Origin of the sequence: Halomonas organivorans (assembly GCF_014192055.1) — a bacterium.
Lineage (GTDB): Bacteria > Pseudomonadota > Gammaproteobacteria > Pseudomonadales > Halomonadaceae > Halomonas > Halomonas organivorans.
In genome coordinates, this window is record NZ_JACHXM010000009.1 from 19,586 (window position 1) to 45,729 (window position 26,144).

Sequence of the window (26,144 nt, forward strand, 5' to 3'; positions counted from 1 at the left end):
CCTGACGGGCAACATAGCATCTCCCACGAAGCGCCCTCATCAGCGGGTCAGAGCCATCGGGCAGGTTGTCGTGGGAGCGCAGATCCTCTGCCGGTTCGACGCCTCGACGAATGGCGCCGCCAGGCGCCCGGGACATCCCCTCTGTTGGTACCGTCATCTTTCGCGATCTGAAGATCGCTCCCAAGAAAAGCACTCTCACCATGCCAAACCGGGCGCGGCAGTGGCTTCACGCTGATCTGCGATGCACCGTTTTTTACTGGGGTTCGGCCAGAAGCCAGTCGTCGAGGCGGGCATGCACCTCCTCGATGCCTTCCTTCTTGAGCGCCGAGAACAGCTGCACGGTCACCAGGTCCTCCCACTCGCGCAGCCGCGAGCGCACCTGCTGCTGGGCGCTCTTGGCGGCCCCGCGCTTCAGCTTGTCGGCCTTGGTCAGCAGGATCTGCACCGGCATGTCCGCCTCGTCGGCCCAGCCGAGCAGAGTCTGGTCGAACTCGGTGAGCGGATGGCGCACGTCCATCAGCAGCACCAGGCCGCGCAGCGAGGCGCGACGGCGCAGATAGTCGGCCAGGTGGTGCTGCCACTCGCGCTTGACCTGCTCGGGCACCTTGGCGTAGCCGTAGCCCGGCAGATCGACCAGGCGATGCTCGTCGCCCTCGTCCAGCGAGAAGAAGTTGATCAGCTGCGTCCGCCCCGGCGTCTTGGAGGTGCGAGCCAGCGCTTTCTGGCGCGTCAGGGCATTGATGGCACTGGATTTTCCGGCATTGGAGCGGCCGGCAAAGGCGACCTCTGCCCCGGCGTCGGTCGGGCACTTCGCCAGGGTGGGAGCACTGGTGAGAAAGCGGGCGGCCTGGTAGTTGAAGCGCGACATGGCGGGGTTCCTGACGTCGATCAAGGTCGCCGCGGGTTGCATTTCCGCGACACCGGTGTTCCTTTATACTGCAGTCGATTTTGTCTGCGGTCGGGCCGGGCAGTATACCACCGTGCGTGCGGCGCCAGCGACCGGCGCCCCGACCGCTCAACAACAACCGGCACTGTGGATTTGCGATGAGAAAGCTACTGGCAAGCCTGGTCATCACCCTGAGCGCCGCCGGCGCCGCCCACGCCGATCTCCAGTCGGACGCGGATGCCGCCGCCGGGCGCGACAAGGCGCAAGCCTGCGCCGCCTGCCACGGACAGGAAGGCATCGGCATCTCCCCCGCCTTTCCCAACCTGGCCGGCCAGCAGGCCTCTTACCTGGCCAAGCAGATCATGGACATCCGTGACGGCAACCGCAACGTGCCGCAGATGGCCGGGCAGGTGGACGGTTTCTCCGACCAGGACGCCTGGAACGTGGCCGCCTACTTCGCCGGCATGGAGCCGGCGCTGGGCCAGGCCGACCCCGACACCGAACTCGTCCAGCAAGGTCGCGAGCTGTATCGCGCCGGCGACCTGGAGAGCGGCCTGCCCGCCTGCGCCGCCTGCCACTCGCCGACCGGCAGCGGCATCGGCAGCGCCGCCTACCCGGCGCTGTCGGGTCAGCAGCGCGACTATGTGGTCTCTACCCTGCAGGCCTTCGCCGCCGGCGAGCGAGCCAACGATCCCAATGCCATCATGCGCGATATCGCCGCCAAGATGGGTGATCGCGACATGAATGCCGTGGCCAACTACGTCCACGGCCTGCACTGACTCCGGCACGATGGACGAGGGCGGCCACGTGCCGCCCTCGTCGTCTTCGGGAACCCGGCGGCCTGCGAGCGACTCCAAGGCCGCGGACGCCGTTCCCCGAACGACGGCTTCCGGACCATATTCCACTCAAGGAGAGACGCCCCGCATGTTCAAGTCACTGTTGGTTGCCGTGGCCGGCCTCGGCCTGTCCACCCTCGCCTCCGCTGCCGACCTGGTCGCCGGCGAGGACTACACCGTGCTCGACGAGCCGGTAAAGACCCAGGTCGCCGACGACAAGATCGAGGTCACCGAGGCCTTCTGGTACGGCTGCCCACACTGCTATGCCCTGGAAGACACCCTCAACGCCTGGGTCGCCGAACTGCCCGACGATGTCGTCTTCCAACGCATGCCGGCCACCATGGGCGGCGCCTGGAACCGTCACGCCACGGCCTTCTATGCCGCCCAGGAGCTGGGCATCCAGCAGGAACTCCACAGCGACTTCTTCGACGCCATCCACGAGCAGGGCGCCCAGCTCACCGACAACGAGGACATCGCGGCCTTCTTCAGCCAGTACGGGGTCAGCGAGCAGGAGGCCCTGGACGCCCTCGACTCCTTCGGCGTCAAGTCCGAGGTCAACCGTGCCCATGCGCGGATGCGCAACATGCAGCTGATGGGCGTGCCGGCGCTGATCGTCGACGGCCGCTACGTGGTGACGCCGAGCAGCGCCGGCAGCCTCGACAACATGCCGAAGATCGCTGGTGCCCTGGTGGACAAGGTGCGCGACGAGCGGGCGGAGTGACATGAGCGTCCGGGCCGAGGAAGGAGGCCGGCTCCGGGAAAAGGGCCACCTGAAGCTGTTGACCTTCAATCTCCAGGTGGGCATCCAGACCTCGGCCTATCACCACTACCTGACGCGGGGCTGGCAGCACCTGCTGCCCCACCCCCGACGCAGCGAGCGCCTCGATGCCATCAGCGAGGTGTTGCGTGGCTTCGATATCGTCGGCCTCCAGGAGGTGGACGGCGGCAGCTTCCGTTCCGGCCACGTCAATCAGGTGGAGTACCTGGCCGGCCGAGCCGCCTTCCCCCACCATTACCAGCAGCTCAATCGCAACCTGGGACGGGTCGCCCAGCACAGCAACGGCCTGCTGTCGCGGCTGGCCCCGGCCCGCATCGAGGAGTACCGCCTGCCCGGCACTCTGCCCGGCCGCGGCGCCATCCACGCCCGCTTCGGTGACGGTCCCGACGCCCTGCACGTGTTCGTCGCCCATCTGGCGCTGAGCCATCGCGGCCGCGTACGCCAGCTCGACTACCTCAGCGAACTGATCCGTCCCTTGCGCCATGTCGTGGTGATGGGCGACCTGAACTGCACCCCGGAGCAGATCCACGCCCATTCGCGGTTCCGCGACGCCCTGCCGCTGCACCCGGTCCGCCCGCCGCTCAGCTATCCCTCCTGGCAGCCTCGCCGCGCCCTGGATCACATCCTGCTCTCCGACGCCCTGGAGGCCGATCGGGTCGAGGTGCTGGATCACCTGTTCTCCGATCACCTGCCGGTGGCCATCGACATCCACCTCCCCCAGGCCTGTCTCGCCTCGATGGGCAAGGGGTAAGACCAATGTCGATCGCCGCCATGTAACAGGCGTTTGCGAATTGCCGTATAGTCGTCAATGCCGTGTAACCACACCGCGCTATCATCAAGACGACACTGCAACTCCGAGCGTTCGCCCATGCCCCAATCCCACGAGTTGCCGAGCCTGCTGGCCCGGCTCGACCGTTTCTCCGAACGGCTAGGTCGCTGCCTGTCCTGGCTGGTCCTGGTGATGATGCTGATCCAGTTCCTGATCGTGGTGCTGCGCTACGCCTTCAGCGTCAACAGCATTCCCATGCAAGAGTCGGTGATGTACCTGCACGCCGCGGTGTTCATGCTCGCCGCCGGCTACACCCTGCGCCATGACGGTCATGTGCGGGTGGACATCTTCTATCGGGGCATGACGGCGAAGCGTCAGGCGCTGGTCGACCTGCTCGGCACGCTGTGCCTGCTGCTGCCGTTCATGGTCTTCGTGATCCTGTCCAGCCTGGGCTACGTGGGCAAGTCCTGGGCGATTCTCGAGGGCTCACCGGACACCGGCGGCATTCCCGCGGTGTTCCTGCTCAAGACGCTGATCCCGCTGTTCGCCGGCCTGATGATCCTGCAAGGACTGGTCGAAGCCTGGCGCAAGGTACTGATCATCACCGGCCGCCTGGATCCCGATGCCGACACCCCCGACCACCACGAGGAGCACCTGTGATGCTGGAGTTCATGCCACTGGTGCTGTTCGCCGTGATCTGCACCGTCCTGATGTTTGGCTATCCGGTTGCCCTGTCGCTGGCCGGCACCGCGCTGGCCTTCGCCGGCCTTGGCTTCGGCCTGGAGTCCCTGGGCATCGACGCCAACTTCGACGGCGGCTACCTGGCCGCCTTCCCCAACCGCCTCTACGGCATCATGACCAACCAGACGCTGCTGGCCGTGCCACTGTTCGTGCTGATGGGCGTACTGTTGGAGAAGTCCCGGGTGGCCGAAACGCTGCTCGAGGCCATGGCGCTGCTGTTCGGCTCGCTGCGCGGGGGCCTGGGCATCTCGGTGACACTGGTGGGCATGCTGCTGGCCGCCTCCACCGGCATCGTCGGCGCCACCGTGGTGACCATGGGCCTGATGTCGCTGCCCACCATGCTCAAGCGCGGCTACAGCATGCCGCTGGCCACCGGCACCATCTGCGCCACCGGCACCCTGGGCCAGATCATTCCGCCCTCCATCGCGCTGGTGCTGCTCGGCGACGTGCTGTCTTCCGCCTACCAGCAGGCCCAGCTGTCGATGGGCATCTTCAGCCCCAAGACCGTCTCGGTGGGCGACCTGTTCATGGGCGCCCTGGTGCCGGGCCTGATCCTGGTGGTCTTCTATATCGTCTACGTCGCCGTGGTCGCCTGGCTCAAGCCCAACGCCGCCCCGGCCGTGGACCGTCGCGAGCTGATGGAGGAGCTTGGCCACGAGGGCGGCCTGGGCCTGCTGCTGCTCAAGGGGCTGCTGCCGCCGATCGTGCTGATCGTGATCGTGCTGGGCTCGATCCTCGGCGGCTTCGCCACGCCCACCGAGGCCTCGGCGGTAGGGGCCTTCGGCGCCCTGGTGCTGGCCCTGGCCTATCGTCGCCTGGACCTATCGACCCTCAAGGAGGTACTGCGCTCCACGGTCGACGTCACCACCATGGTGTTCCTGATCCTGATCGGCGCGGCGCTGTTCTCGCTGGTGTTCCGCGCCTACGGCGGCGAGCACCTGGTGACCGACGTCTTCGAGAACATGCCGGGCGGCGTGGTCGGCGCCACGCTGGTGGTCATGCTGGTGATCTTCCTGCTCGGCTTCATCCTCGACTTCATCGAGATCACCTTCGTGGTGGTGCCGATCGTCGGTCCGATCCTGCTGGCCATGGGCCTCGACCCGATCTGGCTGGGCATCATGATCGCCATCAACCTGCAGACGTCCTTCCTGACGCCGCCATTCGGCTTCGCGCTCTTCTACCTGCGCGGCGTCGCCCCCGAGTCGGTGCCGACGTCGTCGATCTACCGGGGCGTGATGCCGTTCATCGCCCTGCAGCTGGCCATGCTGATCGCGCTGTCGTTCTTCCCGCAGCTGGCCACCTGGCTGCCGAGCGTCTTCTGATCACAGCGTGGAAAGGTGTCGCCTCGCGGTAACGCCGGGGCGGCTATAGTGACTCGCAACCCGTAGCACCGGGAGGGCAGGGCGTCCTCCCGGGCCGCCCGGCCCCGCGGGGCCATTTCCCACAAGGCACACAAGAGAGGGAAACGCATGCAACCGAAAGCACTCGCCATGGCCATCACCGGCGCCACCGCCAGCCTGATGCTGGCGTCGGGCGCCGCTCAGGCCCAGGAGACCTTCGAGTGGAAGATGGTGACCTCCTGGCCGAAGAACTTCCCAGGCGTCGGCCAAGGGCCCGAGCGCCTGGCCAAGCTGGTCGACGAGATGTCCGACGGTCGGCTGACCATCGAGGTATTCGGCGCCGGCCAGCTGGTGCCCGGCTTCGAGGTCTTCGACGCCGTCTCCGAAGGCACCGCCGAGATGGGGCACTCCGCCTCCTACTACTGGAAAGGCAAGGTGCCGGCGGCCCAGTTCTTCGCCGCCGTGCCGTTCGGCATGAACGCCCAGGAGATGAACGCCTGGCTGCACTACGGCGGCGGCCTGGAACTGTGGAACGAGCTGTACGAGCCGTTCGGCGTCGACGTCATGGCCGCCGGCGCCTCCGGCGTGCAGATGGGCGGCTGGTACAACAAGGAGATCAACTCCCTGGACGACCTGGACGGCCTCAAGATGCGCATGCCGGGGCTCGGCGGCGAGGTCATGAGCCGCATGGGCGTGGCCATCGTCAACATGCCGGGCGGTGAGATCTTCACCTCCCTGCAGTCCGGCGCCATCGATGCCACCGAATGGATCGGCCCCTACAACGACCTGGCCTTCGGCCTCCACCAGGCGGCGGACTACTACTATTATCCGGGCTGGCACGAGCCGACGGTGATGTTCGAGGCCATCGTCAACGACGAGGCCATGCAGTCGCTGCCGAACGATCTCCAGGCCATCCTGCGCACCGCGATCCGCGACGTGAACCAGGACGTGCTGGACGAGTACACGGCGCGCAACAACGACGCCCTGGAGACCCTGGTCAACGAGCACGACGTCGAGCTTCGCCGCCTGCCGGACGACGTCCTGGCCGAAGCCAAGCGCATCTCCGCCGACGTGGTCGCCGAACTCGCCGAGTCCAGCGATATGGCGGGCAAGATCTACGATTCCTACAGCGCCTTCCAGGACAAGGTGGTGAACTACCACGCCATCTCCGAGCAGGCCTACTACAACGCCCGCAATCCGGAAGGCGACACCACCACCGCCGAATAGGCCAGCGGGCCCAATCGCAGGGCAGACGGGGCCGCCTTCGGGCGGCCCTGTTGCGTTTGAAGCGTCGTCAGGCTATCCGCAGTAGGACGCCAGCCAGGCCTCGGCCATCGCCAGCACCAGCGCATAGCGCCCGCCCTTGGCGACCAGGATCCACAGCGCGGCCCGCCACCAGGGCAGCCGGAAGATGCCCGCCAGCACGGTGAGCGGATCGCCGATCACCGGCGCCCAGGACAGCAGCAGGCTGGCTTCACCGCCGCGGCGATACCAGCGTTCCGCCCGCGCCAGCCCGCGCGGCGAGACCGGAAACCAGCGCCGATTCCGGTAGTGGCGGGCATAGCGCCCCAATCCCACGTTGATCAGGCTGCCCAGCGCGTTGCCCGCAGTGGCTACCGCCCACAGCGCCAGCGGCACGCCGCCCTGGCACCACTGCCGGGCCAGCCAGGCCTCGGAACCGCCGGGCAACAGGGTGGCGCTGGCCAGGGCGATCATAAAGAGGCTCAGCATGGGCGCTCACCCGGCCGTCGACCTATGATCAGCCAGGCCTCGGAGCCGCCGGGCACCAGGAGCACGCTGGCCAGGGCGATCATAAAGAGGCTCAGCATGGCCGGCGGTCGCCACCCTGACGTATGCTAGGCGCCGGATTCACGCCACAAGACGACAACATCATGTCCTCCATTCCCCATACCCTGACCATCGCCGGCTCCGACCCCTCGGGCGGTGCAGGCCTGCAGGGCGATCTCAAGACCCTCTCGGCGCTGGGCACCTACGCCACCAACGTGATCACCGCGGTGATCGCCCAGAACACCCGGGGCGTGGCCGCCGTTCACCCGGTGCCGGCGGCGGTGATCGGCGAGCAGCTCGAGAACCTGCTCGACGACGTGCACATCGACGCGGTGAAGATCGGCATGGTCGCCGACCGCGCGGTCGCCGAGACCCTGGCCGAGGTGCTCGGCCGCCGCCGACCGCGCTGGATCGTACTCGACCCGGTGATGGTGGCCAAGAGCGGCGACGTGCTGGTCGACGCCGCCGGCATCGCGGCGGTGCGCGACGTGCTGGTCCCGCTGGCCGACGTCATCACCCCCAACCTGCCCGAGGCGGCGGTGCTGCTCGACACCGAGGCGCCGCGCAGCCCGGACGCCATGGAGGCCATGCTGCCCGGACTCCAGGCGCTGAAGGCCCCCTACGTGCTGCTCAAGGGAGGACACCTACACGGCGAGACCTGCCCCGACCTGTTGGCCACCCCCGAAGGCAGCCAGTGGTTGCCGGCGCCGCGTATCGCCACCGGCAACCTGCACGGCACCGGCTGCGCGCTGTCCTCGGCCATCGCCGCCCGCCTCGCCCACCTGCCCCCCGACGCCTCGGGTCCGACGATCATCGAGGCCATCGGCGAGGCCAAGCGCTGGCTGCACGCCGCCCTGGACGCCAGCTCCCGGCTGGCGGTGGGCCACGGCCGCGGCCCGGTGCATCACTTCCACGCCTTGTGGTAGCGAGATCGGCTTGCAGGGTCGGCGGAGGCCGCCCATCCTGAAACGGTCATCTCCCGGCCGTTCGAGGGTTGTGCCATGTCCCGGACCCTGCTGTTCGCCTGTGACCTCTCCGCCGAGAACCGTGCCGCCTTCGCCCGCGCCATCCGGCTGGCGAACGAGACCGGCGCGCGACTCGACATCGTCCACGTGCTCGATCCCTACCTGCCTCGCCGAATCCTGCACGATCTGGAGGAAGCCGTGGTGGCGGACATCGCGGCTACGCTGACCGACATTCGCGAGGACTACGCCCTGTCGGAGCCCGCGAGCCTGATCCAGACGGTGGCGGGCTCCCCGTATGCAGAGATCATCCGCGAGGCCCACGAGCGCGAGGCCGACATGATCATCCTCGGCGCCCACCGCAAGCGCGGACAGCCGGACCTGGTCGGCGGCACCACCCTGGCGCGGGTGCTGCGCAGCGCGCCCTGCCCGGTGCTCTCGGTGAGCCACCCCGCGACCCAGGCCTGGCAGGACATCCTGGTACCGGTGGACTTCTCGCTGACCTGCCGCCACACCCTGCGCGAGACCCTCAAGCGCTTCCCCGAGGGCCGTCTGACCCTGTTGCATGCCTGGAACATTCCCGGCGAGCGAGAGCTCGGCTCCGATAGCGACTACGCCCGCTGGCGGGACCAGGAGGTGGCCAAGCTGCGTCGCCACCTGGAGCAGGAGACAGAGCAGTTGATGAGCGAACTCGACGACGTGCCCGAGTTGGAGCTCGAGCTGGAACAGGGCGATCCGCTGGAAGTGCTGATGACGCGCCTGCGCCGCCAGCCGCCTGACCTCCTGGCGCTGGGCAGCCGCGGCCAACTGGGACGCCAGAGCCAGATCACCGAGCGCCTGCTGGCCGAGCCCCACTGCGACATCATGCTGTGCCGCGCCTGGTGAGCCAAAAACTGTACAGAACTTTTACATATTTTCGATGTCGGCAAAGGGAGATCACCCATGGAGGATACCGCCCATGCCGACCCGACGCTGGCCTCTCGTCGTCCTGCTGCTGACCCTGATCCTCGGCGCCACGCCTGCCATCGCCGAGGTAACGGTCAAGAACGCTCGCTTCGCCTCCAGCCTGAAGGTGGAGGGGAGACCCTACCAACTGATCGGCCACGGGCTGTTCCGCTACATGATCTGGGACGCCTACGCCGGCGCCTACTACCAGGCCGAAGGCTATCCGCGGCCGGCCCCCCAGTCGAGCGAGGTGCCGCGGCGCCTGGAGCTGGTGTACTTTCATGCCATCGAGGCCGGCGACTTCGCCGAGGTCACCCGCGACACCCTGCGCGAGCAGCTCGGCGAGGCCGAGTTTCGCGCACTGAGGCCGGCGCTGTCGGCCTTCAACGCCCGCTACCGGAACGTCTCCCCGGGCGATCGCTATGCGCTGAACTGGAATGGCGAGACCCTGACCCTGGCGCTGAACGGCGAACCGCTCTATGAACGGCCCGAGCCGGCGCTGGCCAACGCCCTGTTCGGCATCTGGCTCGGCGAGGCGCCGCTGGGCGACGGCTTTCGGGACGACCTGCTGGGGCGCTGAACGCGAGCGTGCTAGGCTGCCGGCTTTTGCCAGCCGCCTAGGGCGGGATGAGGGGAAAAGTGCCATGAAAGCCCTGATACAGCGCGTTCGCCATGCCAGCGTCACCGTCGACGGCCGCGAGACCGGTGCCATCGACCACGGCCTGCTGGCACTGGTCGGCGTCGAGAAGGGAGACGACGAGCAGCAGGCCGAACGGTTGCTCCACAAGCTTCTGCACTATCGCGTGTTTTCCGATGCGCAAGGCAAGATGAACCTCAACCTGCAGCAGGCCGATGGCGGACTGCTGCTGGTCTCCCAGTTCACCCTGGCCGCCGATACCCGCAAGGGCCTGCGCCCCAGCTTCTCCAGCGCCGCTCCGCCGGCCGAGGGCGAACGACTCTTCGCCTACCTGGTCGAGCGGGCCAGCGCCGCCTGGCCGCGGGTCGCCACCGGCGAATTCGGCGCCGACATGCAGGTATCACTGGTCAACGACGGCCCCGTGACGTTCCTGCTGGAGAGCCGCTAGGCGCGACCTTTCGGTAGCCCGAACCTTCGCGCCCTCCAGACGGCCGGAGGAAAGTGGCATGCCACCCGTGGGGGCGGGCCTCACGCTCTCGCATGGGCACCCCCTCCTTTGGTCTTAGCTTCATAATTTGGAAATATTTTGCGCATAGTGGACAATGCCCGCCTTTCATTGTGTACAAAAACAAGCGGTGATTGTCCCCCATGCCTAACCACACCACCTCGGTCTTCGAGTTTCAGGGGCGCCCGCCCCTGGCCCGGGCCCTGCCGCTCTCCCTCCAGCATATACTGGCCATGATCATGGGCACGGTAACCGTGCCGATCATCGTGGCCGGCGCCGTCGGCGCGAGCCTCGCCGACACCATGCTGCTGATCCAGATCTCGCTGCTCGCCTCGGGCCTCTCCACGCTGCTTCAGCTCTATGGCGTGCATCGCTTCGGCGCGCGCTTGCCTGCGATCTTCGGGGTGGGCTTCGCCTATGTGCCGACCCTCACCGCCGTGGGTAGCCAGTACGGCATCGAGGGCATCCTCGGCGCCCAGGTAATCGGCGGTGTATCGATGCTCCTGGTGGGGCTCGGCATCCAGCGCATCCGCCACTTCTTCCCGCCCGTGGTCGCCGGAACCGTGGTGCTGGTGATCGGCCTGTCGCTGTACGACATCGGCGTCAACTACATGGGGGGTGGCGTCGGCCAGCCGGGCTACGGCGAACCGCGCCAGTGGCTGGTGGCGATCGTGACCCTGGCCGTCGTGCTGCTGCTCTCCCAGTTCGGCCGCGGCTTCATGAAGCTGGCGGCGATCATCTGCGGGATCCTGGTGGGCTACGGCCTGGCATTGGCGCTTGGCATGGTGGACTTCTCGCCGGTACATCAGGCCGCCTGGTTCAGCCCGCCGCGGCTGTTGCCTTTCGAGCTGCACTTCCCCCCGGCAGCCATCGCCTCGCTGGTGATCATCTGCGTGATCAACTCGGTGCAGACCATCGGCGACCTCTCGGCGACCACCGTGGGCGGCCTGGACCGCGAGCTCGACCGCCGCGAGCTCGCCGGCGGGCTGCTGGGCAACGGCCTTTGCACCACCCTGGGCTCGCTGTTCGGCGCCTTGCCTACCGCGTCCTACAGCCAGAACGTGGGTATCGTGGCCATGACCAAGGTCATCAGCCGCTCGGTGCTGGCCCTGGCGGCGGGCTTCATGCTGGTGGCCGGTCTGGTGCCCAAGGTGGGAGCCCTGATGGCCACCATTCCCTACCCGGTGCTCGGCGGCGCCACCATCACGGTGTTCGGCATGATCACCATGACCGGCATCCAGCTGTTGACGCGCGACGAGCTGTCATCGCGCAACATCACCATCGCCAGCCTGGCGCTGGCACTGAGCCTTGGCCTCTACGCCGCGCCGGAGGCCATCGCCGGCTTCCCGGAAACCATTCGGCTGGTGATCGGCGGCTCGCCGATCGTGGTCGCCGCGCTGGTCGCCATTACCCTGAACCTCGCCCTGCCCCGCAAGAGCCTCGACGACGAGCGCCGTGAGCGCGAGGCGCTGGCGACCAGGATGCAGGAGGAAGACGCCCGCAGGGCTCCGCTGAAAGGCGCTCGCGCCTCCTCCTGACCCTCGCTCAGCCGTCCTGGAGTTCGGCCTGCAGCCGCTCCAGGGCCTCCTCCGCCGCCAGCCACTCCTGTTCGAGCGCCTCGAGACGCACGGAAAGCTCGCCCTGCTCGGCCAGTCGCGCGGTAAGCTCGTCCTTGCGCGCCTCGTCGGTATAGAGCCCGGCATCGCCCAGGGCGTCTTCCACCGTCGAAAGCGCCTGCTGGACCTTCTCCATCTGGCGCTCGGCGGCATCCCGTTCGCGCTTGAGCGGGCGCAGCTTCTCGCGCAGCTCGGCGGCCGCCCGCCGCGCGGCCTTGCGATCCTCCTTCGGCGCCTCGGCGGCCTCCTGACGCTCGGCCTTCTGGGCCCGCACCTCGCGCCGCTCATTCTCGAGCCGCGTCTTGAGCCAGGCGCGATAGTCGTCCAGGTCACCATCGAAGGGCGTGACGCGGTGATCGGCGACCCGCCAGAACTCGTCCACGGTGGCGCGCAGCAGGTGACGGTCGTGGGAGACCACGATCACCGTGCCCTCGAAGCTCGCCAGCGCCTCGGTGAGCGCCTCGCGCATCTCCAGGTCCAGGTGGTTGGTCGGCTCGTCGAGCAGCAGCAGGTTGGGCTTCTGCCAGGCCACCAGCGCCAGCGCCAGCCGCGCCTTTTCGCCGCCGGAGAAGCGCCCCACCTCGGCGAAGGCGTCGTCGCCCTTGAAGCCGAAGCCGCCCAGGAAGTTGCGGATATCCAGGTCGGCGGCCCGCGGCGAGAGCCGCTGCACGTGGATGAAGGGCGTGGCCGCGAGGTCGAGCCCCTCGAGCTGATGCTGGGCGAAGTAGCCGATGGCCAGGTGCTCGCCCGGCACCCGGCGCCCGCCGAGCAGCGGCAGCTCGCCGGTCAGCGACTTGATCAGCGTCGACTTGCCGGCGCCGTTCGGCCCCAGCAGGCCGATGCGCTGCCCCGGCTGCAGGGTCATGTCGACGCCCTCGAGCTGGACGGCCTCGCCGCCCTCGCCGCGGTAGCCGAGCCGCGCCTCGTCCAGCACCAGCAGCGGGTGCGAGGTGCGGTCGGCGGACGGCAGCGTGAAGTGAAAGGGCGAGTCGACGTGGGCCACGGCGATATCGCCCATGCGCTCGAGCATCTTCAGCCGGCTCTGGGCCTGGCGGGCCTTGGTGGCCTTGTAGCGGAAGCGCGCCACGAAGCGCTCGATCTCCTCCTTGCGCGCCTGCTGCTTGGCCGCCTCGGCCTGCTGCAGGGCCAGCTTCTCGGCACGGGTACGCTCGAAGGTGGAGTAGTTGCCGCGATACAGCACCAGCGAGCGACGATCGAAATGCACGATGTGATCGCAAACGGCGTCCAGGAAGTCGCGGTCGTGGGAGATCAGCAGCAGGGTGCCCGGATAGCGGGTCAACCACTGCTCGAGCCACAGCAGGGCGTCGAGGTCCAGGTGGTTGGTGGGCTCGTCGAGCAGCAGCAGGTCGGAGGGCATGAACAGGGTGCGCGCCAGATTGACGCGCATCCGCCAGCCGCCGGAGAAGTCCGACAGCGGGCGCGTCAGGTCGCCCTGGTCGAAGCCCAGTCCGACCAGCAGCTGGGCGGCCCTGGCCGGGGCGCTATAGCCGTCCAGCGCCTCGATGGTGCCGTGCAGCTCCGCCTCGCGGTGGGCGTCGCCGGCTGCCTGGGATCTGGTCAATGCGGCTTCCGCCTCGCGCAGGGCCTGGTCGCCGTCGAGCACGTAGTCCTGGATGCTGCGCTCGAGCGCCTCGACCTCCTGGGCCATGTGGGCGATGCGCTGTCCGCCGCTCATCTCGAGCTCGCCACGGTCGGGGGCCAGCTCACCGCGCAGCAGGCCGAACAGGCTCGACTTTCCGGCCCCGTTGGGCCCGACGATACCCGCCTTGTGGCCGGCGTGCAGGGTCAGGTCGGCGTCCTCGAGCAGCGCTTGGGTGCCGCGTTGCAGGGAAACTTGGCGCAGTGCAATCATGAAGGCTCCACAGGAAGGCATAGGGCCGCCGCCGTGACGACAGCCGAATCATGACGCCCGATTCTACCGAATTGCCGGCCACTCTGCGGGCCCGGCTAGACGCCGATCCGCTCTGGGACTTCGCCCTGGCCTTCTATGGCCGCCCCGGCGTGGAAGCCGCCTGCCTGCACCTGCAGGACGACGCCGGCGTCGACGTACTCGAGCTGCTGTGGCGGCTATGGCTGTTTCACCATGGCCTGGCCGCCGGCGACTTTCCCGAGGAGGTAAGGCAATGGCAGGACGAGGTCACCGTCCCCCTGCGCCGCCTGCGCCGGTCGCTCAAGGCCGAGGCCGCCGAACGCCAGAGCGTTGCCGCCATTCGCGAACACCTCAAGGCGACCGAGCTTTCGGCCGAACGAGAGGCCCTGGCACGGCTGGAAGCGCTCAGCCTTGCCGGCGACGCCGTGCACTGCCTGCCCTCCCAGGGAGTCTCACTAGAAAATGTGCTGCCTTTTTGCGCACAGCAACAGAAAAAATCACATCTTTCGGCGTTGAGAAGGTTAAAAGCCCAGCTTGACCCCTCCTAATCTGCCGGCTAGCCTGAATAAACACTGTAAAAACAAAACCTTCGTTTCGTCGCGCGAAAACGTATCGCTTTCGCCGACACTACACTGCAGAGGAAGCGCACTAATGAAGGCACACAAGCTGTTGACCACCGCCGGCATCGGCGCCCTGATGTTCGGCCTGTCTACCGCCGCCTACTCGGACAACTGGCGTTACGCCCACGAGGAGTACGAAGGCGACGTTCAGGACGTGTTTGCCCAGGAATTCAAGCGCTATGTGGAGGAGAACTCCGACCACAACGTTCAGGTCTATCGCTTCGGTGAGCTCGGCGAGTCCGATGACATCATGGAGCAGACCCAGAACGGCATTCTGCAGTTTGTCGACCAGTCACCCGGCTTTACCGGAGCCCTGATCCCGGCGGCCCAGATCTTCTTCATTCCCTATCTGATGCCGACCGACATGGACACCGTGCTCAAGTTCTTCGACGAGAGCAAGGCCATCAACGAGATGTTCCCCGAGCTCTACGCCGAGCACGGCCTGAAGCTCCTGCAGATGTTCCCCGAGGGGGAGATGGTGGTCACTGCCGACGAGCCGATCACCCAGCCCGCGGACTTCGACAACAAGAAGATCCGGGTCATGACCAACCCGCTGCTCGCCGAAACCTACAGCGCCTTCGGCGCCACCCCGACGCCGCTGCCCTGGGGCGAGGTCTACGGCGGCCTGCAGACCGGCATCATCGACGGCCAAGAGAACCCGATCTTCTGGATCGAGTCCGGCGGCCTCTACGAGGTGTCTCCGAACCTGACCTTCACCGGTCACGGCTGGTTCACCACCGCCATGATGGCCAACCTGGACTTCTATGAAGGGCTGTCAGACGAGGACAAGCAGCTGGTGCAGGACGCCACCGATGCGGCCTACGATCACACCATCGAGCACATCAAGGGCCTGGCCGAAGAGTCGCTCGACAAGATCATGGAAGCCTGCGACGAGTGCACCGTGACGCGCCTGAACGACGAGCAGATCGCGGCCTTCAAGGAGCGCGCCCCGCAGGTCGAGGAGAAATTCCTCGAAATGACCGGCGATGACGGCAAGGCATTGCTCGACCAGTTCAAGGCCGACCTCGAGTCGGTGCAGCAAGAACAGGAGTAAGCGCGATCCACAGGATCGTCGCAACGGGGGCAGCCTGGCTGCCCCCGAATTGTTTCCGGCCTCGGCGGACAACGTTCACCCAACGTTGACCCGGCGGGCGCCCGATATGGCGCCGAGCCATTACGCTGCTCGACAGGGAAGCCACTTCGTCGCCATGTCCGCTGAAAGGGAGTAAGCCCATGACTGAAGAAGATTCCGAAAAGCACTACCGCTCGGGACTGCCGGGCTTTCTCGGCGTCATCGACACTTTCATCAGCAAGATCGAGGCGGTGGTCCTGGCCCTCGGCGTACTGTTGATGGCCATCAACACCATCGCCAACGTCATCGGTCGTTTCCTCCTCGGCGAGAGCATCTTCTTCACCGGCGAGATCAACCGCATCCTGATCATCATGATCACCTTCGCCGGCATCGGCTATGCGGCCCGTCACGGCCGCCACATACGCATGTCGGCGATCTACGATGCCTTGCCGGTCGGCGGTCGCCGCGCCCTGATGATCGTGATCTCTCTGTTCACCTCGCTGGTGATGTTCTTCCTGCTCTACTATTCGGTGCTCTACATCCTCGACCTCTACGACAAGGGTCGCATCCTGCCGGCATTGGGCTTTCCCATCTTCATCATCTATGTCTGGGCCCCACTGGGGTTCCTGATTACCGGTATCCAGTACCTGCTCACGGCCATCAAGAACATGACGTCGCGCGATGTCTATCTGTCGACCTCGGTGCTCGACGGCTACAAGGATACGGAAACGGAAGTCTGACGCAGGGCACTGCCCGGGGGAACGCAAGATGACGACAGTAATGGTGGTAACCATGATAGCCCTGCTGCTGCTGGGCTTTCCGATGATGATCCCGCTGATCACGGCGGCCGTCATCGGCTTCTACATGATGTTCAACGGCATGGGGCAGATGGAGACCCTGATCCAGCAGATGATGGCGGGTATCCGGCCGGCCTCGCTGATCGCCGTACCGATGTTCATCCTCGCCGCTGACATCATGACGCGCGGCCAGTCGGCGGAGCGACTGATCAATATGGTGATGTCCTTCATCGGCCACGTGAAGGGCGGGCTGGCGGTCAGCACGGCCGCCTCCTGTACCCTCTTCGGGGCCGTCTCGGGCTCCACCCAGGCCACCGTGGTGGCGGTAGGCTCGCCGCTGCGGCCGCGGATGCTCAAGGCCGGCTACTCGGACTCCTTCACCCTGGCGCTGATCATCAACTCCAGCGACATTGCCTTCTTGATCCCTCCCAGTATCGGCATGATCATCTACGGGGTCATTTCCGGCACCTCCATCGGCGAGCTGTTCATCGCCGGTATCGGGCCCGGCCTGTTGATCCTGCTGATGTTCTCCGTCTACTGCGTGGCCTATGCCGTGATCCGCAAGGTCCCCACCGAGCCGAAGGCCACCTGGGGCGAGCGCATGGCGTCGGTGCGCATGGCACTGTGGCCACTGGGCTTCCCGGTAATCATCGTCGGCGGCATCTACGGCGGCATCTTCAGCCCCACCGAGGCCGCGGCGGCCTGCGTGCTGTATGCCATCCTGCTCGAGTTCGTGATCTTCCGCTCGCTGCAGCTCAGCCACATCTACGCCATCGCCAAGTCCACCGGCCTGATCACCGCGGTGGTGTTCATCCTGGTGGCGGTAGGCAACGGCTTCTCCTGGATCATCTCCTTCGCCCAGATTCCCCAATCGATCCTCGAGGCGGTGGGCATCAACGAGGCCGGCCCCACCGGGGTGCTGATCGCGATCTGCGTCGCCTTCTTCGTGGCCTGCATGTTCGTCGATCCGATCGTGGTCATCCTGGTGCTGACGCCGATCTTCGCGCCGGCCATCGAAGCCACCGGCCTGGACCCGGTACTGGTCGGGATCCTGATCACCCTGCAGGTGGCCATCGGTTCGGCGACGCCGCCCTTCGGCTGTGACATCTTCACCGCCATCGCGATCTTCAAGCGGCCCTATCTGGACGTGATCAAGGGCACCCCGCCGTTCGTGTTCCTGCTGATCCTCGCCGCCGCCCTGCTGATCATGTTCCCGCAGATCGCCCTGTTCCTGCGCGACGTGGCCTTCAGCGACTGACCCTGACACCTAGAGGAGAGGTCATGATGTTCAAACGGATCATGGTGCCGGTGGATGGTTCCAAGGGCGCGATCAAGGCGTTGGACAAGGCCATTGCCCTCCAGCAGCTCACCGGCGCCGAACTGTATATCCTGTGCGTGTTCAAGCATCACAGCCTGCTCGAGGCCTCGCTGTCGATGGTCCGACCCGAGCGGCTCGACATCCCCGACGATGCCCTCAAGGAGTACGCCTCCGAGATCGCCGTGCAGGCCAAGGCCCATGCCGCCGAGCTCGGGGTGCCCGCGGACAAGGTGCGCGCCTTCGTCAAGGGCGGACGCCCCTCTCGGACCATCGTGCGCTTCGCCCGCAAGCGAGACTGCGACCTGATCGTGATCGGCGCCCAGGGCACCAACGGCGACAAGGGCCTGCTGCTGGGCAGCGTCTCCCAGCGCGTGGCGGGATCGGCTCACTGCCCAACACTGGTCGTCTGAGCCCACGCCCGCCTCCTTTCCCCAGCCCCAGCCGGGTCGGTTCCGCCTCGTCATGACGGGTGCGGAACCGACCCGGCCCTGTTAGAGTCCCAAGGACTCCATCCACTTTGGCGCCAAGGCGCCAGAACACAAGGCATTTTCATGAAGAGACTGCTGACCACTGCATCCCTGACGGCCCTGCTGACCGCCGCGCCGCTGGCCCTCGCCGCGCCCGAGACCGACGCAGAGAAACTCGGCTACAGCCTCGGCGCGACGCTGGGCAAGAGCATCCAGCAGGACGTCGAGAATCTCGACGTCGACGCCTTCACCCAGGCCGTGCAGGACGTCTTCGCCGGCGATGAGCTGGAGATGAGCGACGAGGAAATGGCCTCGACCATGCAGGCCTTCCAGCAGCAGGCCATGCAGGAGCGCGCCGCCGAAGCCGAGAAGCGCGCCGAGGCCAACAAGGCCGAAGGCGAGGCCTACCAGGCCGAGAACGCCGAGCAGGACGGCGTGACCGTCACCGACTCCGGCCTGCAATATCGCGAGATCGAATCCGGCGACGGCGCCACTCCGAGCGCCGAGGACACCGTCAAGGTCAACTACGAAGGCAAGCTGATCGACGGTACCGTGTTCGACAGCTCATACGAGCGCGGCGAGCCGGTCAGCTTCCGGGTCGGCCAGGTCATCGAAGGCTGGCAGGAAGCCCTGCAGCTGATGAGCGTCGGCGACACCTGGGAAGTCGTGATCCCCGCCGATCTGGCCTATGGCGCCCGCGGCCAGGGCCCGATCGGTCCCAACGAGACCCTGGTGTTCAAGGTCGAACTGCTCGACGTCACCCCCGCCGACGAGGCACAAGGCGACAACGGGGAAGGGTGATCCAACGCGCATGACGCTCAAGACCGCGTTGCTGGCGGCCGGCCTCTGCCTGGGGCCGGCCGCCACGCTTCAGGCGCAGGAAACGCCGGGCACGCTGCCCGCCCTGGGCGCCAGCACCGAGTCCACAAGCGTGATCGGCGTCTCCTCGGGCGGCTACATGGCCGCTCAACTGGCCGTGGCCTGGCCCTCGCGCTTCGCGGGGCTGGGCGTCGTGGCCGCCGGCCCCTGGGGCTGTGCCCGAGGCGAGCTTGGCCTGGCACTCGGCCAGTGCATGTTCACCCGCCTCGGCCCACCGGACCTGGATGCCATCGAGGCTCGTCACGAGGACTACCAGGCACGCGACCTGGCCGGCCCGGACGAGGCCCTGGCCAGGCTGCGCGCCTTCGTCTGGCATGGCGGAAACGATCGCATCGTCGACCCGACGCTAAGCGACGCCCTGATCGAGCAATTGAACGACTGGCTGGCCTCACCGGACCGACAGCTGCGCGTGGAACGTGACGAAGACGCCGCCCACGGCTGGCCGGTGGGCACCGCTACCCGGGCGCCGGCGGCCGTCCTGGCCGACTGCGAGGAGGGCGGCGATGGCCATCTGCTGGCCTGCGATCGTGACCTCGCCGCCGAGGCCATGACCTGGCTGCACGGCGCCCCTGAGCACGAGCCCGACGTGACGGCCGGCCGGCTGGTTCGCTTCGACCAGTCGACACAGGACGCCCGAGGGCTGGCCGACACCGGCTATGTGTTCATTCCCGAGGCTTGCCAGGCCGGCGGCTGCCCGGTCACCATCGCCCTGCACGGCTGCGAGATGAGCGCCGCCGAGGGCGACGAGCGCTTCGTTCGCTACAGCGGCCTCAACGCCTGGGCGGCCGCCGATCGGAGGATCATGCTCTACCCTCAGGCGGAGCCGAGCCTGGCCAACCCCAAGGGTTGCTGGGACTGGTGGGGATTCGCCGAGAGCGCCTGGCAACTGGACCCGCTGCATGACTCTCGCGACGGCAGCCAGGTCGAAGCCCTGATGTCCATGCTCGACCGCCTCCAGACCGCCCCCGACGGCGACTGAGGAGCCAGGGCCTACCATCCATCGAGGAGGAAGCGTCATGGAAGGCGTAGTGGGGGCCCTCGGTCCCCTGTTCCTGCTGATCCTGCTGGGCGCGATCCTGGGCCGAGGTCCCTGGCCGGGCGGCGACTTCTGGCCGCGCCTCGAGGGGCTGATCTACTACCTGCTGTTTCCCGCCATGCTCCTGGCCACCCTGGCCGAAGCCGACATTCAAGCCGTGCCGGTCGCGCGACTCGCCCTCGCGCTGCTCGGCGCCATGCTGGTGCTGGGCGCCGGACTCTGGGCGCTGCGCCGTCGCCTGGGCCTGGACACGCCGGCCTTCACCTCGGTGTTCCAGGGCGCCCTGAGATTCAACACCTATGTCGGGGTAGCTGGCGCCGCCGCCCTGCATGGCCCGACCGGCGCCACCGTGGCGGCGGTGGCCGTCGCCCTGATGGTACCGGTCGTCAACGTGCTGTGCGTGCTGACGTTCCTGGCCGCCGGCACCCTCGGCGCGGGCGGCGTGGGGAAAAGCCTCGCCGCGCTGGCTCGCAATCCGCTGATTCTGGCCTGCCTGGCCGGAATCGCCCTCAACCTCTCCGGCCTCGGCCTGCCCGGTTGGAGTCGCGAAGCGGTGGGCCTGCTCGGCCGAGCGGCCCTGCCGCTGGGCCTGGTGGCGGTGGGCGTCGCGCTGCGTCCGCAGGCCCTGCTGCGCCGCGATGCAGGCGTCTGGGCGGCCAACCTGATCAAGCTGGCCGTGTTGCCGGCGCTGGTGCTGAGCATCGCACTGCTGCTCGGCCTGGACCCGATCAGCCGCGACGTGGCGCTGCTTTTCGCCGCCCTGCCCACTGCAACATCGGCTTATATCCTGGCGCGCCAGCTGGGCGGCGATGCCGAACTGATGGCCGCCCTGATCACCGGCCAGACGCTGTTCGCCATGCTCAGCCTACCCCTGTGGCTGCGCCTGGCCGCCTAACTAAATAAAAAACATTCTCGTTTTCATTGACAGTCCAGCGCCGCCTGTCTTACCTTGAGGCCATGGCGCGGATGAGGCGCCATGGCCCGCGGGAGCCGACCCAGTCTCCCGCGGGGATTCTCCTCCTCATTGCTAGTCACGGTCTCTTGCCGCCCCACCCGGGGCGGCTTTTTCGTTACGGGAAAGCCGTTGCGGGAACGCCACGACACAAACAAAAAGAATTCTCGTTTGTATTGACCAATAAGGTGAGAATGATTTACCTTACCAACATGGCGTTGATGAGGCGCCATCCCGGACGAGGCCCCGCCAGTGCCTCGCGCCGGTTTCTCCTCCTCATTGCTAGTCACGGTCTCTTGCCGCCCCGCCCAGGGCGGCTTTCTTTTGCGATACCCTCAGGGAAGTGCCTCGGCCGCCGTCATGGCGGCCTTTTTTCTTCACTCGCGCTGCCCCAGCCGCGCCTTGATCAGCGTGCCCAGAGCCTCCACGGCCGGCCACGAGGCCGCGGTCACCCGGCGTCCATAGTGCAGCTCGGCCTGACAGCCGGGCAGCGGCGACAGTCCATCGGCCTCGCCGAGTTCCCGCATGGCCGGCGTCAGCCGATCACGCTCGAGAATGCTCACCGCCAGGCCGGCCTCCACGGCGGTTTCTACCGCGTGAATGCTGGTGCTGGTGAACACCGCGTGCCAGGACCGCCCACTGCCGTCCAGGGCTTCGATGCCCAGTTGACGGTAGGGGCAGTCCACCGGGTGCAGCGCCAGCGGCAGCGGGGCATCCGGCGCCAGCGCCAGTTCACGAGCACCGGCCCATACCGGCATGGTCCGCCACAGCGGCTCACCCCCGGACAGCCGATGGGGGCGATCCAGGGCCACGATCAGCGACAGTTCGCCGCGCTCCAGGCGCCTCGCCAGCTCCCCGCTGGTGGCGGTCACCGCCTCCAGCACCACATCGGGGTGCTGGGCGAGGAAATCCGGCAGCAGGCGTCCCACCAGTCGGCTGGCATAGTCCTCCGGCATGCCGAAGCGTACCCGCCCCGTCAGGCCACGACCGCTGACCCTTGCCACCAGGCCATCGTGATGACGCAGCAGCTCCCGGGCCTCGCCGAGCAGGGTCTCGCCGCTGGCGGTCAGCGTCATGCCACGGGCGCCACGCACCAGCAGCCGGCTCTCCAGACGCGCCTCGAGGCGCTTGATCTGCATGCTCAAGGCACTGACGGTGCGATGACGCTCCGCCGCCGCGGCGGCCAACGATCCCAGGCGAGCCACCGCCACGAAGCTGCGCAGGGCCTCCAGATCCAGGGCCTGTGGTGAGACTTCAGCCATATTGAACTCTCGATAAAAAAAGTTTCGATTCTCTGAAGACGTTATCCGGTCCAGACTCGCTTCCGCAAGCTCGAAGGAGGAGGCAACCCCATGCTGGCGATACCACAGATTCGACTCCCGCGGTTTCGGCAGCCTCGACAGCTGGCCGTCCTCGGCGTCGCGCTGGGCTTCGTGGTGTGCTGGAGCAGCGGCTTCGTGGGCAGCCGGCTGGCCCTGGCGGTGGACACCCCCACGCTGTCGCTGTATGCCTGGCGCTTTGCCCTGGCCACCCTGCTGGCCGGCGCGTGGGCCCTGGCCTCGGCCGGCCGACGGAACAGGGGGGCCTGGCGCCCGAGCGCCCTGGGCTTCGAAGCACTGGTCGGCAGCCTCACGGTAGGCGGCTACCTGCTGGCCATGTTACTGGCGATAGAGAGCGGGGTAAGCGCCGGAGTGGCAGCGCTGATCGGCGCCCTGCAGCCGCTGGCGGCAACACTGCTGGCCGGCGGTCTGCTCGGTGAGCGTCCTCGGCCGGTGCAGTGGCTGGGGCTGGCCGCGGCGACCCTGGGAGCGGGACTGAGCGTGGCGGATGACCTGCAAGGGCTCGGCGGCGCAGCGCTCTGGGCCTACGGGTTGCCGCTGCTGGCGGTGGCCGCGGTCAGCCTGGGCAGCGTATTGAGCGCCGGGCGACCGGCAAGCCTGCCCATGTCGGTGCGACTGACCGCCCAACTGGCGGCGGCCACCGCGGTCTTCGGAGTGGCGGCCCTGTGGCGCGGCGACGGGTTGCCGGCCCCGCGGCCATCCGTGGAGACGCTCACCGTGCTGGCCTGGTTGATCGTGCTCGCCACCTTCGGCGGCTACGGCTTCTTCAACGCCAGCCTGCAGCGCTTCGGGGTGAGCCAGAGTGCGGCCCTGGTCGCCCTGACCCCGGCCGCGACACTCGCCGCCACGGCCCTGATGTTCAGCGAGTGGCCGGGGGCTATGGGTATCATGGGCATGGCCATGGGCCTGCTCGGAGCGGGAGTGGCCCTGGCGAGCGGCCGCCGGCACGGCCGGGGTGCCGGCGGCCATGCCGCTACCGCCAGTCCGACGGTGCGGCGCAAGCCGCGGCGCGTGGTCAGGCCGAGCGCCCCGACGACACGCCGGGGCTGAACGCCGGTCGGGAAGGTCAGTCGACGCGACGGAAGATCAGGTCCCACACGCCGTGGCCAAGCTTCTCGCCGCGCTTCTCGAACTTGGTCAACGGGCGAAATTCGGGACGCGGCACGTAGGGCGCAGTGTCGGCCGCGGCGGTGTTCTCGTAACCCGGGGCCTCGGCCATCACCTCGGCCATCCACTCGGCGTAGGCCTCCCAGTCGGTGGCCATGTGCAGCGTGCCGCCGGGCGCGAGACGAGTACGCACCAGTTCAACGAAGGCCGGCTGGACGATGCGCCGCTTGTGGTGCTTCTTCTTCGGCCAGGGATCGGGGAAGAACAGCTGCAGGGTCGCGAGACTGCCCGCCGGCAGGCACTGCTCGAGCACCGCCAGGGCATCCTCACGATAGACCCGCAGATTGGTCAGGCCACGCTTGTCGGCCTCGTCGAGCAGCTTGCCGACCCCGGGGGTATGCACCTCGATGCCGATGAAGTCGGTTTCCGGATGGGTCTCGGCCTGCTCGATCAGCGAGGCGCCCATGCCGAAGCCGATCTCCACCACTACCGGCGCACGGCGCCCGAACAGTGCCTCAAGGTCCTGGCGGCCGTCGGCGAGCGTCAATCCCAGCCGCGGCCAGACCTCCTCGAGGCCGCGGGTCTGGGCAGCGGTCATGCGCCCGGCACGCAGCACGTAGCTCTTGATGCCACGGCGATGCAGCGGCGCGTCGGGGCTCTCGGGACCGGTGGTCGAGGAGGTGTCGGGGCTCTGTTCGTCGTTCATGCGCGGCGTCGAAACTCGTGAAGGTCGAAACTCAGGAAGAAAGAGGGATCAGGCGTTGATGCGCCCGGCCAGCGGCGAGGACGGCTCGGCCCCCTGGCGGCGCGGCATGCGCCCGGCAAGGAAGGCCTCGCGACCGGCCTGGACGGCTTGCTTCATGGCCCCGGCCATCAGCACCGGCTGGCGGGCATGGGCGATGGCCGAGTTCATCAGCACGCCGTCACAGCCCAGCTCCATGGCCAGGGCGGCCTCGGAAGCGGTCCCGATACCGGCGTCCACCAGCACCGGCACGCCGGCCTGCTCGATGATCAGGCGGATGTTGTGCGGGTTCTGGATGCCATGGCCGGAGCCGATCAGCGAGCCCAGCGGCATCACCGCACAGCAGCCGATGCGCTCCAGCTCACGCGCCACGATGGGGTCATCGCTGGTGTAGACCATGACGTCGAAGCCGTCCTCGACCAGGGTCTCGGCGGCGGCCAGGGTCTCCACGACGTTGGGATAGAGGGTGGTGTCGTCGCCCAGCACCTCCAGCTTGACCAGGTTGTGGCCATCGAGCAGCTCGCGGGCCAGCCGGCAGGTGCGCACCGCATCCTGGGCCGTGTAGCAGCCGGCGGTGTTGGGCAGCAGGGTGTAGCGATCCGGCGAGACCACGTCGAGCAGGTTGGGCGCCGAGGCGTCCTGCCCCAGGTTGGTGCGCCGTACGGCGAAGGTCACCACCTCGGCTCCGCTGGCGGCGATGGCCTCACCGGTCTCGTCGAAGTCGCGGTACTTGCCGGTCCCCACCAGCAGGCGCGAGGCGAATTCGCGGCCGGCGACGCGCAGCGGCGCATCCTGGAAGAAGTCGGTCATCTTGTTGTGCTCCTGTGCAAGGGTCTCGGCGGCCGGCGGTTCAGCCGCCACCGATGGCATGGACGATTTCCACCCGATCACCGTCGGCCAGGCGCGTCTCGCCGTGGGCGCTCCTGGGGACGATCTCCTCGTTGACCTCCACGGCAATGCGCCGTCCGGCCAGGCCGAGAGTCTCGACCAGTTGGGCCACGGAGGCCTCGGCCTCCAGGTGGCGAGACTCGCCATTGAGCTGGATCTGCATGGCATCCTCCAGGGCTGCGATTTCGCGGGCCCATATTGTAGCGCCTCGAGGCCCGCCCGGGTACGGTAAGCGCGTGAGACAACCGGAGAGACGCGATGCGGGATCGAGGCTGGTGGCTGGTGGTGGCGCTTTGCGGCGCCCTGATGGTGATGGCCGGGGCCTTCGGCGCCCACGCCTTGAACGGAACGCTGTCCGCGCGGCTGATGGCGGTCTACGAAACCGCAGTGCGCTACCAGGCCTGGCATACGCTGGCGATGCTCGGCGTGCTCGCCTGGCGCGCCGCCCGGCCGCTGCCCGGCCAGCGCCTGACGCTGGGCCTGTGGCTAGCCGGCATGGGGCTGTTTTCAGGATCGCTGTATGCCCTGGCGATCACCGGCGTGAAGGTGCTGGGGGCGATCACGCCGCTCGGCGGCGGGCTACTGATCGCTGGCTGGCTGGTACTGGCCGCCACGGCCTGGCGCCGTCAATCAGCGTCCGGCAACACATAGGTGGCCGTGACCAGCGCCACCGGCTCCTCCTCACCGTCGGAGAAAAGCTGCACTTCGCCCACCGCCAGCCGCCGCCCCAGCTTCAGCAATCGGGCATTGGCAATGAGGTCACGATCGCCCCGCGGGCGGCGCAGGAAGCGGCAGTGCAGGTCGCTGGTAACCGCCATCGGCTCGGGGCCGATCTGGGCCAGTATCGCCACATAGAGGCAAACGTCCGCGAGCCCCATCAGGGTCGGCCCGGAGACGCTGGCCCCGGGGCGCAAGTGCTCGTCCTCGATGGCCAGGCTCATGGTGGCGCGGCAGTCGCCGACGCCCTCGATGGTGCCGGCACGCTGGGGAAACACCTCGTCGAGGAATTCCTCGATGGCGGCGGCGGTCATCACGGTCATGGGCGCACTCCCTGCGGCGAATAGGGCTGGCCCCAAGATAGCCCAGCCCGACGGTCGCGCACAGTGGCCACGAGCCACGAGCCACGAGCCACGAGCCACGAGCCACGAGCCACGAGCCATGAGCCATGAGCCATGAGCCACGAGCACCACTCTAAGCCCCTACCCCGGGTTCACAACCCGAGCCCGAAGCCC

29 protein-coding genes are annotated in these 26,144 nt (G+C 67.6%); 21 read left to right on the top strand and 8 right to left on the bottom strand.

All coding sequences use genetic code 11. From position 1 onward, the window contains the following. Positions 1–253: 253 nt before the first annotated feature. Positions 254–868 (bottom strand): ribosome biogenesis GTP-binding protein YihA/YsxC, encoded by a 615-nt coding sequence (yihA, locus tag FHR96_RS10950; RefSeq protein WP_183387725.1) that lies wholly within the window; start codon positions 866–868, stop codon positions 254–256. 176 nt (positions 869–1,044) lie between these two features. Here yihA and FHR96_RS10955 point away from each other — a divergent pair, with 176 nt between their 5' ends. The 6 genes from FHR96_RS10955 (at position 1,045) to FHR96_RS10980 (ending at position 6,577) form a co-directional block, all read left to right on the top strand. Then, a complete protein-coding gene (locus FHR96_RS10955; RefSeq protein ID WP_183387726.1) occupies positions 1,045–1,665 on the top strand; it encodes a c-type cytochrome in 621 nt (206 codons plus the stop codon). A 145-nt stretch (positions 1,666–1,810) separates the two neighbouring features. Continuing rightward, positions 1,811–2,443, top strand: coding sequence for a thiol:disulfide interchange protein DsbA/DsbL (locus tag FHR96_RS10960; protein WP_183387727.1), 633 nt, complete (start codon positions 1,811–1,813; stop codon positions 2,441–2,443). A 1-nt stretch (position 2,444) separates the two neighbouring features. Beyond that, positions 2,445–3,251, top strand: coding sequence for an endonuclease/exonuclease/phosphatase family protein (locus tag FHR96_RS10965; protein ID WP_183387728.1), 807 nt, complete (start codon positions 2,445–2,447; stop codon positions 3,249–3,251). A 117-nt stretch (positions 3,252–3,368) separates the two neighbouring features. Continuing rightward, a complete protein-coding gene (locus tag FHR96_RS10970) occupies positions 3,369–3,929 on the top strand; it encodes a TRAP transporter small permease subunit (RefSeq protein WP_183387729.1) in 561 nt (186 codons plus the stop codon). Beyond that, a complete protein-coding gene (locus tag FHR96_RS10975; RefSeq protein WP_183387730.1) occupies positions 3,929–5,332 on the top strand; it encodes a TRAP transporter large permease in 1,404 nt (467 codons plus the stop codon). The genes FHR96_RS10970 and FHR96_RS10975 overlap by 1 nt, the downstream gene beginning before the upstream one ends. Positions 5,333–5,479: 147 nt before the next feature. Then, on the top strand, positions 5,480–6,577 hold the full coding sequence (locus tag FHR96_RS10980) for a TRAP transporter substrate-binding protein (RefSeq protein WP_183387731.1): 1,098 nt from the start codon (positions 5,480–5,482) through the stop codon (positions 6,575–6,577). A 72-nt stretch (positions 6,578–6,649) separates the two neighbouring features. Here the strand turns inward: FHR96_RS10980 and FHR96_RS10985 are convergent, their stop codons facing one another. Continuing rightward, a complete protein-coding gene (locus FHR96_RS10985) occupies positions 6,650–7,081 on the bottom strand; it encodes a YqaA family protein (RefSeq protein WP_183387732.1) in 432 nt (143 codons plus the stop codon). A 161-nt stretch (positions 7,082–7,242) separates the two neighbouring features. On the opposite strand from FHR96_RS10985, the gene thiD reads away from it, so the two are divergent. The 5 genes from thiD to FHR96_RS11010 all read left to right on the top strand — a co-directional run bounded on the left by thiD (position 7,243) and on the right by FHR96_RS11010 (position 11,725). Then, a complete protein-coding gene (thiD, locus tag FHR96_RS10990) occupies positions 7,243–8,064 on the top strand; it encodes a bifunctional hydroxymethylpyrimidine kinase/phosphomethylpyrimidine kinase (protein ID WP_183387733.1) in 822 nt (273 codons plus the stop codon). Positions 8,065–8,139: 75 nt separating this feature from the next. After that, a complete protein-coding gene (locus FHR96_RS10995; protein WP_183387734.1) occupies positions 8,140–8,985 on the top strand; it encodes a universal stress protein in 846 nt (281 codons plus the stop codon). Between the two features lie 73 nt (positions 8,986–9,058). Continuing rightward, positions 9,059–9,625: a chalcone isomerase family protein gene (locus FHR96_RS11000; RefSeq protein ID WP_183387735.1), complete on the top strand. Its 567-nt coding sequence runs from the start codon at positions 9,059–9,061 to the stop codon at positions 9,623–9,625. Positions 9,626–9,689: 64 nt separating this feature from the next. Beyond that, a complete protein-coding gene (gene dtd / locus FHR96_RS11005) occupies positions 9,690–10,130 on the top strand; it encodes a D-aminoacyl-tRNA deacylase (RefSeq protein ID WP_183387736.1) in 441 nt (146 codons plus the stop codon). 200 nt (positions 10,131–10,330) lie between these two features. Further along, positions 10,331–11,725 (top strand): uracil-xanthine permease family protein, encoded by a 1,395-nt coding sequence (locus tag FHR96_RS11010; RefSeq protein WP_183387737.1) that lies wholly within the window; start codon positions 10,331–10,333, stop codon positions 11,723–11,725. A 7-nt stretch (positions 11,726–11,732) separates the two neighbouring features. Here FHR96_RS11010 and FHR96_RS11015 read toward each other — a convergent pair whose 3' ends face one another. Further along, complete coding sequence (locus FHR96_RS11015) at positions 11,733–13,676, bottom strand: ABC-F family ATP-binding cassette domain-containing protein (protein WP_183387738.1); 1,944 nt, start codon at positions 13,674–13,676, stop codon at positions 11,733–11,735. Positions 13,677–13,726: 50 nt separating this feature from the next. On the opposite strand from FHR96_RS11015, the gene FHR96_RS11020 reads away from it, so the two are divergent. The 8 genes from FHR96_RS11020 (at position 13,727) to FHR96_RS11055 (ending at position 20,778) form a co-directional block, all read left to right on the top strand. After that, positions 13,727–14,242: a TIGR02444 family protein gene (locus tag FHR96_RS11020; RefSeq protein ID WP_183387739.1), complete on the top strand. Its 516-nt coding sequence runs from the start codon at positions 13,727–13,729 to the stop codon at positions 14,240–14,242. A gap of 103 nt (positions 14,243–14,345) precedes the next feature. Next, a complete protein-coding gene (locus FHR96_RS11025; protein ID WP_183387740.1) occupies positions 14,346–15,368 on the top strand; it encodes a TRAP transporter substrate-binding protein in 1,023 nt (340 codons plus the stop codon). Between the two features lie 179 nt (positions 15,369–15,547). Beyond that, positions 15,548–16,126: a TRAP transporter small permease gene (locus tag FHR96_RS11030; protein WP_183387741.1), complete on the top strand. Its 579-nt coding sequence runs from the start codon at positions 15,548–15,550 to the stop codon at positions 16,124–16,126. 28 nt (positions 16,127–16,154) lie between these two features. Next, complete coding sequence (locus tag FHR96_RS11035) at positions 16,155–17,441, top strand: TRAP transporter large permease (protein WP_183387742.1); 1,287 nt, start codon at positions 16,155–16,157, stop codon at positions 17,439–17,441. Positions 17,442–17,467: 26 nt separating this feature from the next. Beyond that, positions 17,468–17,911 (top strand): universal stress protein, encoded by a 444-nt coding sequence (locus FHR96_RS11040; RefSeq protein WP_183387846.1) that lies wholly within the window; start codon positions 17,468–17,470, stop codon positions 17,909–17,911. 141 nt (positions 17,912–18,052) lie between these two features. After that, positions 18,053–18,769, top strand: a complete 717-nt coding sequence (gene bamJ, locus FHR96_RS11045) for a BamJ family beta-barrel-assembly machinery protein (RefSeq protein ID WP_183387743.1) — start codon at positions 18,053–18,055, stop codon at positions 18,767–18,769. Positions 18,770–18,779: 10 nt separating this feature from the next. Next, positions 18,780–19,826 (top strand): alpha/beta hydrolase family protein, encoded by a 1,047-nt coding sequence (locus FHR96_RS11050; RefSeq protein ID WP_183387744.1) that lies wholly within the window; start codon positions 18,780–18,782, stop codon positions 19,824–19,826. A 37-nt stretch (positions 19,827–19,863) separates the two neighbouring features. Continuing rightward, a complete protein-coding gene (locus FHR96_RS11055) occupies positions 19,864–20,778 on the top strand; it encodes an AEC family transporter (protein ID WP_183387745.1) in 915 nt (304 codons plus the stop codon). Positions 20,779–21,212: 434 nt separating this feature from the next. On the opposite strand, the gene FHR96_RS11060 is transcribed toward FHR96_RS11055, so the two are convergent. Further along, the gene (locus FHR96_RS11060; protein ID WP_183387746.1) at positions 21,213–22,097 is read right to left on the bottom strand and encodes a LysR substrate-binding domain-containing protein; all 885 of its coding nucleotides are present in this window, start codon (positions 22,095–22,097) and stop codon (positions 21,213–21,215) included. Between the two features lie 90 nt (positions 22,098–22,187). On the opposite strand from FHR96_RS11060, the gene FHR96_RS11065 reads away from it, so the two are divergent. Beyond that, the gene (locus tag FHR96_RS11065) at positions 22,188–23,225 is read left to right on the top strand and encodes a DMT family transporter (RefSeq protein ID WP_183387747.1); all 1,038 of its coding nucleotides are present in this window, start codon (positions 22,188–22,190) and stop codon (positions 23,223–23,225) included. Between the two features lie 16 nt (positions 23,226–23,241). On the opposite strand, the gene trmB is transcribed toward FHR96_RS11065, so the two are convergent. Genes trmB through thiS form a run of 3 tightly spaced genes read right to left on the bottom strand, consistent with a single transcriptional unit; the run spans position 23,242 to position 25,075 of the window. Beyond that, the gene (gene trmB, locus FHR96_RS11070) at positions 23,242–23,988 is read right to left on the bottom strand and encodes a tRNA (guanosine(46)-N7)-methyltransferase TrmB (RefSeq protein WP_183387748.1); all 747 of its coding nucleotides are present in this window, start codon (positions 23,986–23,988) and stop codon (positions 23,242–23,244) included. Between the two features lie 48 nt (positions 23,989–24,036). Beyond that, on the bottom strand, positions 24,037–24,834 hold the full coding sequence (locus tag FHR96_RS11075; protein WP_183387847.1) for a thiazole synthase: 798 nt from the start codon (positions 24,832–24,834) through the stop codon (positions 24,037–24,039). Positions 24,835–24,874: 40 nt separating this feature from the next. After that, positions 24,875–25,075, bottom strand: a complete 201-nt coding sequence (gene thiS / locus FHR96_RS11080) for a sulfur carrier protein ThiS (protein WP_183387749.1) — start codon at positions 25,073–25,075, stop codon at positions 24,875–24,877. Between the two features lie 95 nt (positions 25,076–25,170). Between thiS and FHR96_RS11085 the strand changes: the two genes are divergently transcribed. Then, the gene (locus FHR96_RS11085; RefSeq protein ID WP_183387750.1) at positions 25,171–25,563 is read left to right on the top strand and encodes a DUF423 domain-containing protein; all 393 of its coding nucleotides are present in this window, start codon (positions 25,171–25,173) and stop codon (positions 25,561–25,563) included. On the opposite strand, the gene FHR96_RS11090 is transcribed toward FHR96_RS11085, so the two are convergent. Then, positions 25,539–25,952, bottom strand: coding sequence for a PaaI family thioesterase (locus FHR96_RS11090; RefSeq protein WP_183387751.1), 414 nt, complete (start codon positions 25,950–25,952; stop codon positions 25,539–25,541). The two genes, FHR96_RS11085 and FHR96_RS11090, sit on opposite strands and share 25 nt — an antisense overlap. Between the last annotated feature and the right edge of the window lie 192 nt (positions 25,953–26,144).

Bases quoted from the DNA above. Each gene is read 5' to 3' on its own strand.
- yihA (WP_183387725.1), bottom strand. From the start codon at position 868: ATGTCGCGCTTCAACTACCAGGCCGCCCGCTTTCTCACCAGTGCTCCC.
- FHR96_RS10955 (WP_183387726.1), top strand. From the start codon at position 1,045: ATGAGAAAGCTACTGGCAAGCCTGGTCATCACCCTGAGCGCCGCCGGC.
- FHR96_RS10960 (WP_183387727.1), top strand. From the start codon at position 1,811: ATGTTCAAGTCACTGTTGGTTGCCGTGGCCGGCCTCGGCCTGTCCACC.
- FHR96_RS10965 (WP_183387728.1), top strand. From the start codon at position 2,445: ATGAGCGTCCGGGCCGAGGAAGGAGGCCGGCTCCGGGAAAAGGGCCAC.
- FHR96_RS10970 (WP_183387729.1), top strand. From the start codon at position 3,369: ATGCCCCAATCCCACGAGTTGCCGAGCCTGCTGGCCCGGCTCGACCGT.
- FHR96_RS10975 (WP_183387730.1), top strand. From the start codon at position 3,929: ATGCTGGAGTTCATGCCACTGGTGCTGTTCGCCGTGATCTGCACCGTC.
- FHR96_RS10980 (WP_183387731.1), top strand. From the start codon at position 5,480: ATGCAACCGAAAGCACTCGCCATGGCCATCACCGGCGCCACCGCCAGC.
- FHR96_RS10985 (WP_183387732.1), bottom strand. From the start codon at position 7,081: ATGCTGAGCCTCTTTATGATCGCCCTGGCCAGCGCCACCCTGTTGCCC.
- thiD (WP_183387733.1), top strand. From the start codon at position 7,243: ATGTCCTCCATTCCCCATACCCTGACCATCGCCGGCTCCGACCCCTCG.
- FHR96_RS10995 (WP_183387734.1), top strand. From the start codon at position 8,140: ATGTCCCGGACCCTGCTGTTCGCCTGTGACCTCTCCGCCGAGAACCGT.
- FHR96_RS11000 (WP_183387735.1), top strand. From the start codon at position 9,059: ATGCCGACCCGACGCTGGCCTCTCGTCGTCCTGCTGCTGACCCTGATC.
- dtd (WP_183387736.1), top strand. From the start codon at position 9,690: ATGAAAGCCCTGATACAGCGCGTTCGCCATGCCAGCGTCACCGTCGAC.
- FHR96_RS11010 (WP_183387737.1), top strand. From the start codon at position 10,331: ATGCCTAACCACACCACCTCGGTCTTCGAGTTTCAGGGGCGCCCGCCC.
- FHR96_RS11015 (WP_183387738.1), bottom strand. From the start codon at position 13,676: ATGATTGCACTGCGCCAAGTTTCCCTGCAACGCGGCACCCAAGCGCTG.
- FHR96_RS11020 (WP_183387739.1), top strand. From the start codon at position 13,727: ATGACGCCCGATTCTACCGAATTGCCGGCCACTCTGCGGGCCCGGCTA.
- FHR96_RS11025 (WP_183387740.1), top strand. From the start codon at position 14,346: ATGAAGGCACACAAGCTGTTGACCACCGCCGGCATCGGCGCCCTGATG.
- FHR96_RS11030 (WP_183387741.1), top strand. From the start codon at position 15,548: ATGACTGAAGAAGATTCCGAAAAGCACTACCGCTCGGGACTGCCGGGC.
- FHR96_RS11035 (WP_183387742.1), top strand. From the start codon at position 16,155: ATGACGACAGTAATGGTGGTAACCATGATAGCCCTGCTGCTGCTGGGC.
- FHR96_RS11040 (WP_183387846.1), top strand. From the start codon at position 17,468: ATGTTCAAACGGATCATGGTGCCGGTGGATGGTTCCAAGGGCGCGATC.
- bamJ (WP_183387743.1), top strand. From the start codon at position 18,053: ATGAAGAGACTGCTGACCACTGCATCCCTGACGGCCCTGCTGACCGCC.
- FHR96_RS11050 (WP_183387744.1), top strand. From the start codon at position 18,780: ATGACGCTCAAGACCGCGTTGCTGGCGGCCGGCCTCTGCCTGGGGCCG.
- FHR96_RS11055 (WP_183387745.1), top strand. From the start codon at position 19,864: ATGGAAGGCGTAGTGGGGGCCCTCGGTCCCCTGTTCCTGCTGATCCTG.
- FHR96_RS11060 (WP_183387746.1), bottom strand. From the start codon at position 22,097: ATGGCTGAAGTCTCACCACAGGCCCTGGATCTGGAGGCCCTGCGCAGC.
- FHR96_RS11065 (WP_183387747.1), top strand. From the start codon at position 22,188: ATGCTGGCGATACCACAGATTCGACTCCCGCGGTTTCGGCAGCCTCGA.
- trmB (WP_183387748.1), bottom strand. From the start codon at position 23,988: ATGAACGACGAACAGAGCCCCGACACCTCCTCGACCACCGGTCCCGAG.
- FHR96_RS11075 (WP_183387847.1), bottom strand. From the start codon at position 24,834: ATGACCGACTTCTTCCAGGATGCGCCGCTGCGCGTCGCCGGCCGCGAA.
- thiS (WP_183387749.1), bottom strand. From the start codon at position 25,075: ATGCAGATCCAGCTCAATGGCGAGTCTCGCCACCTGGAGGCCGAGGCC.
- FHR96_RS11085 (WP_183387750.1), top strand. From the start codon at position 25,171: ATGCGGGATCGAGGCTGGTGGCTGGTGGTGGCGCTTTGCGGCGCCCTG.
- FHR96_RS11090 (WP_183387751.1), bottom strand. From the start codon at position 25,952: ATGACCGTGATGACCGCCGCCGCCATCGAGGAATTCCTCGACGAGGTG.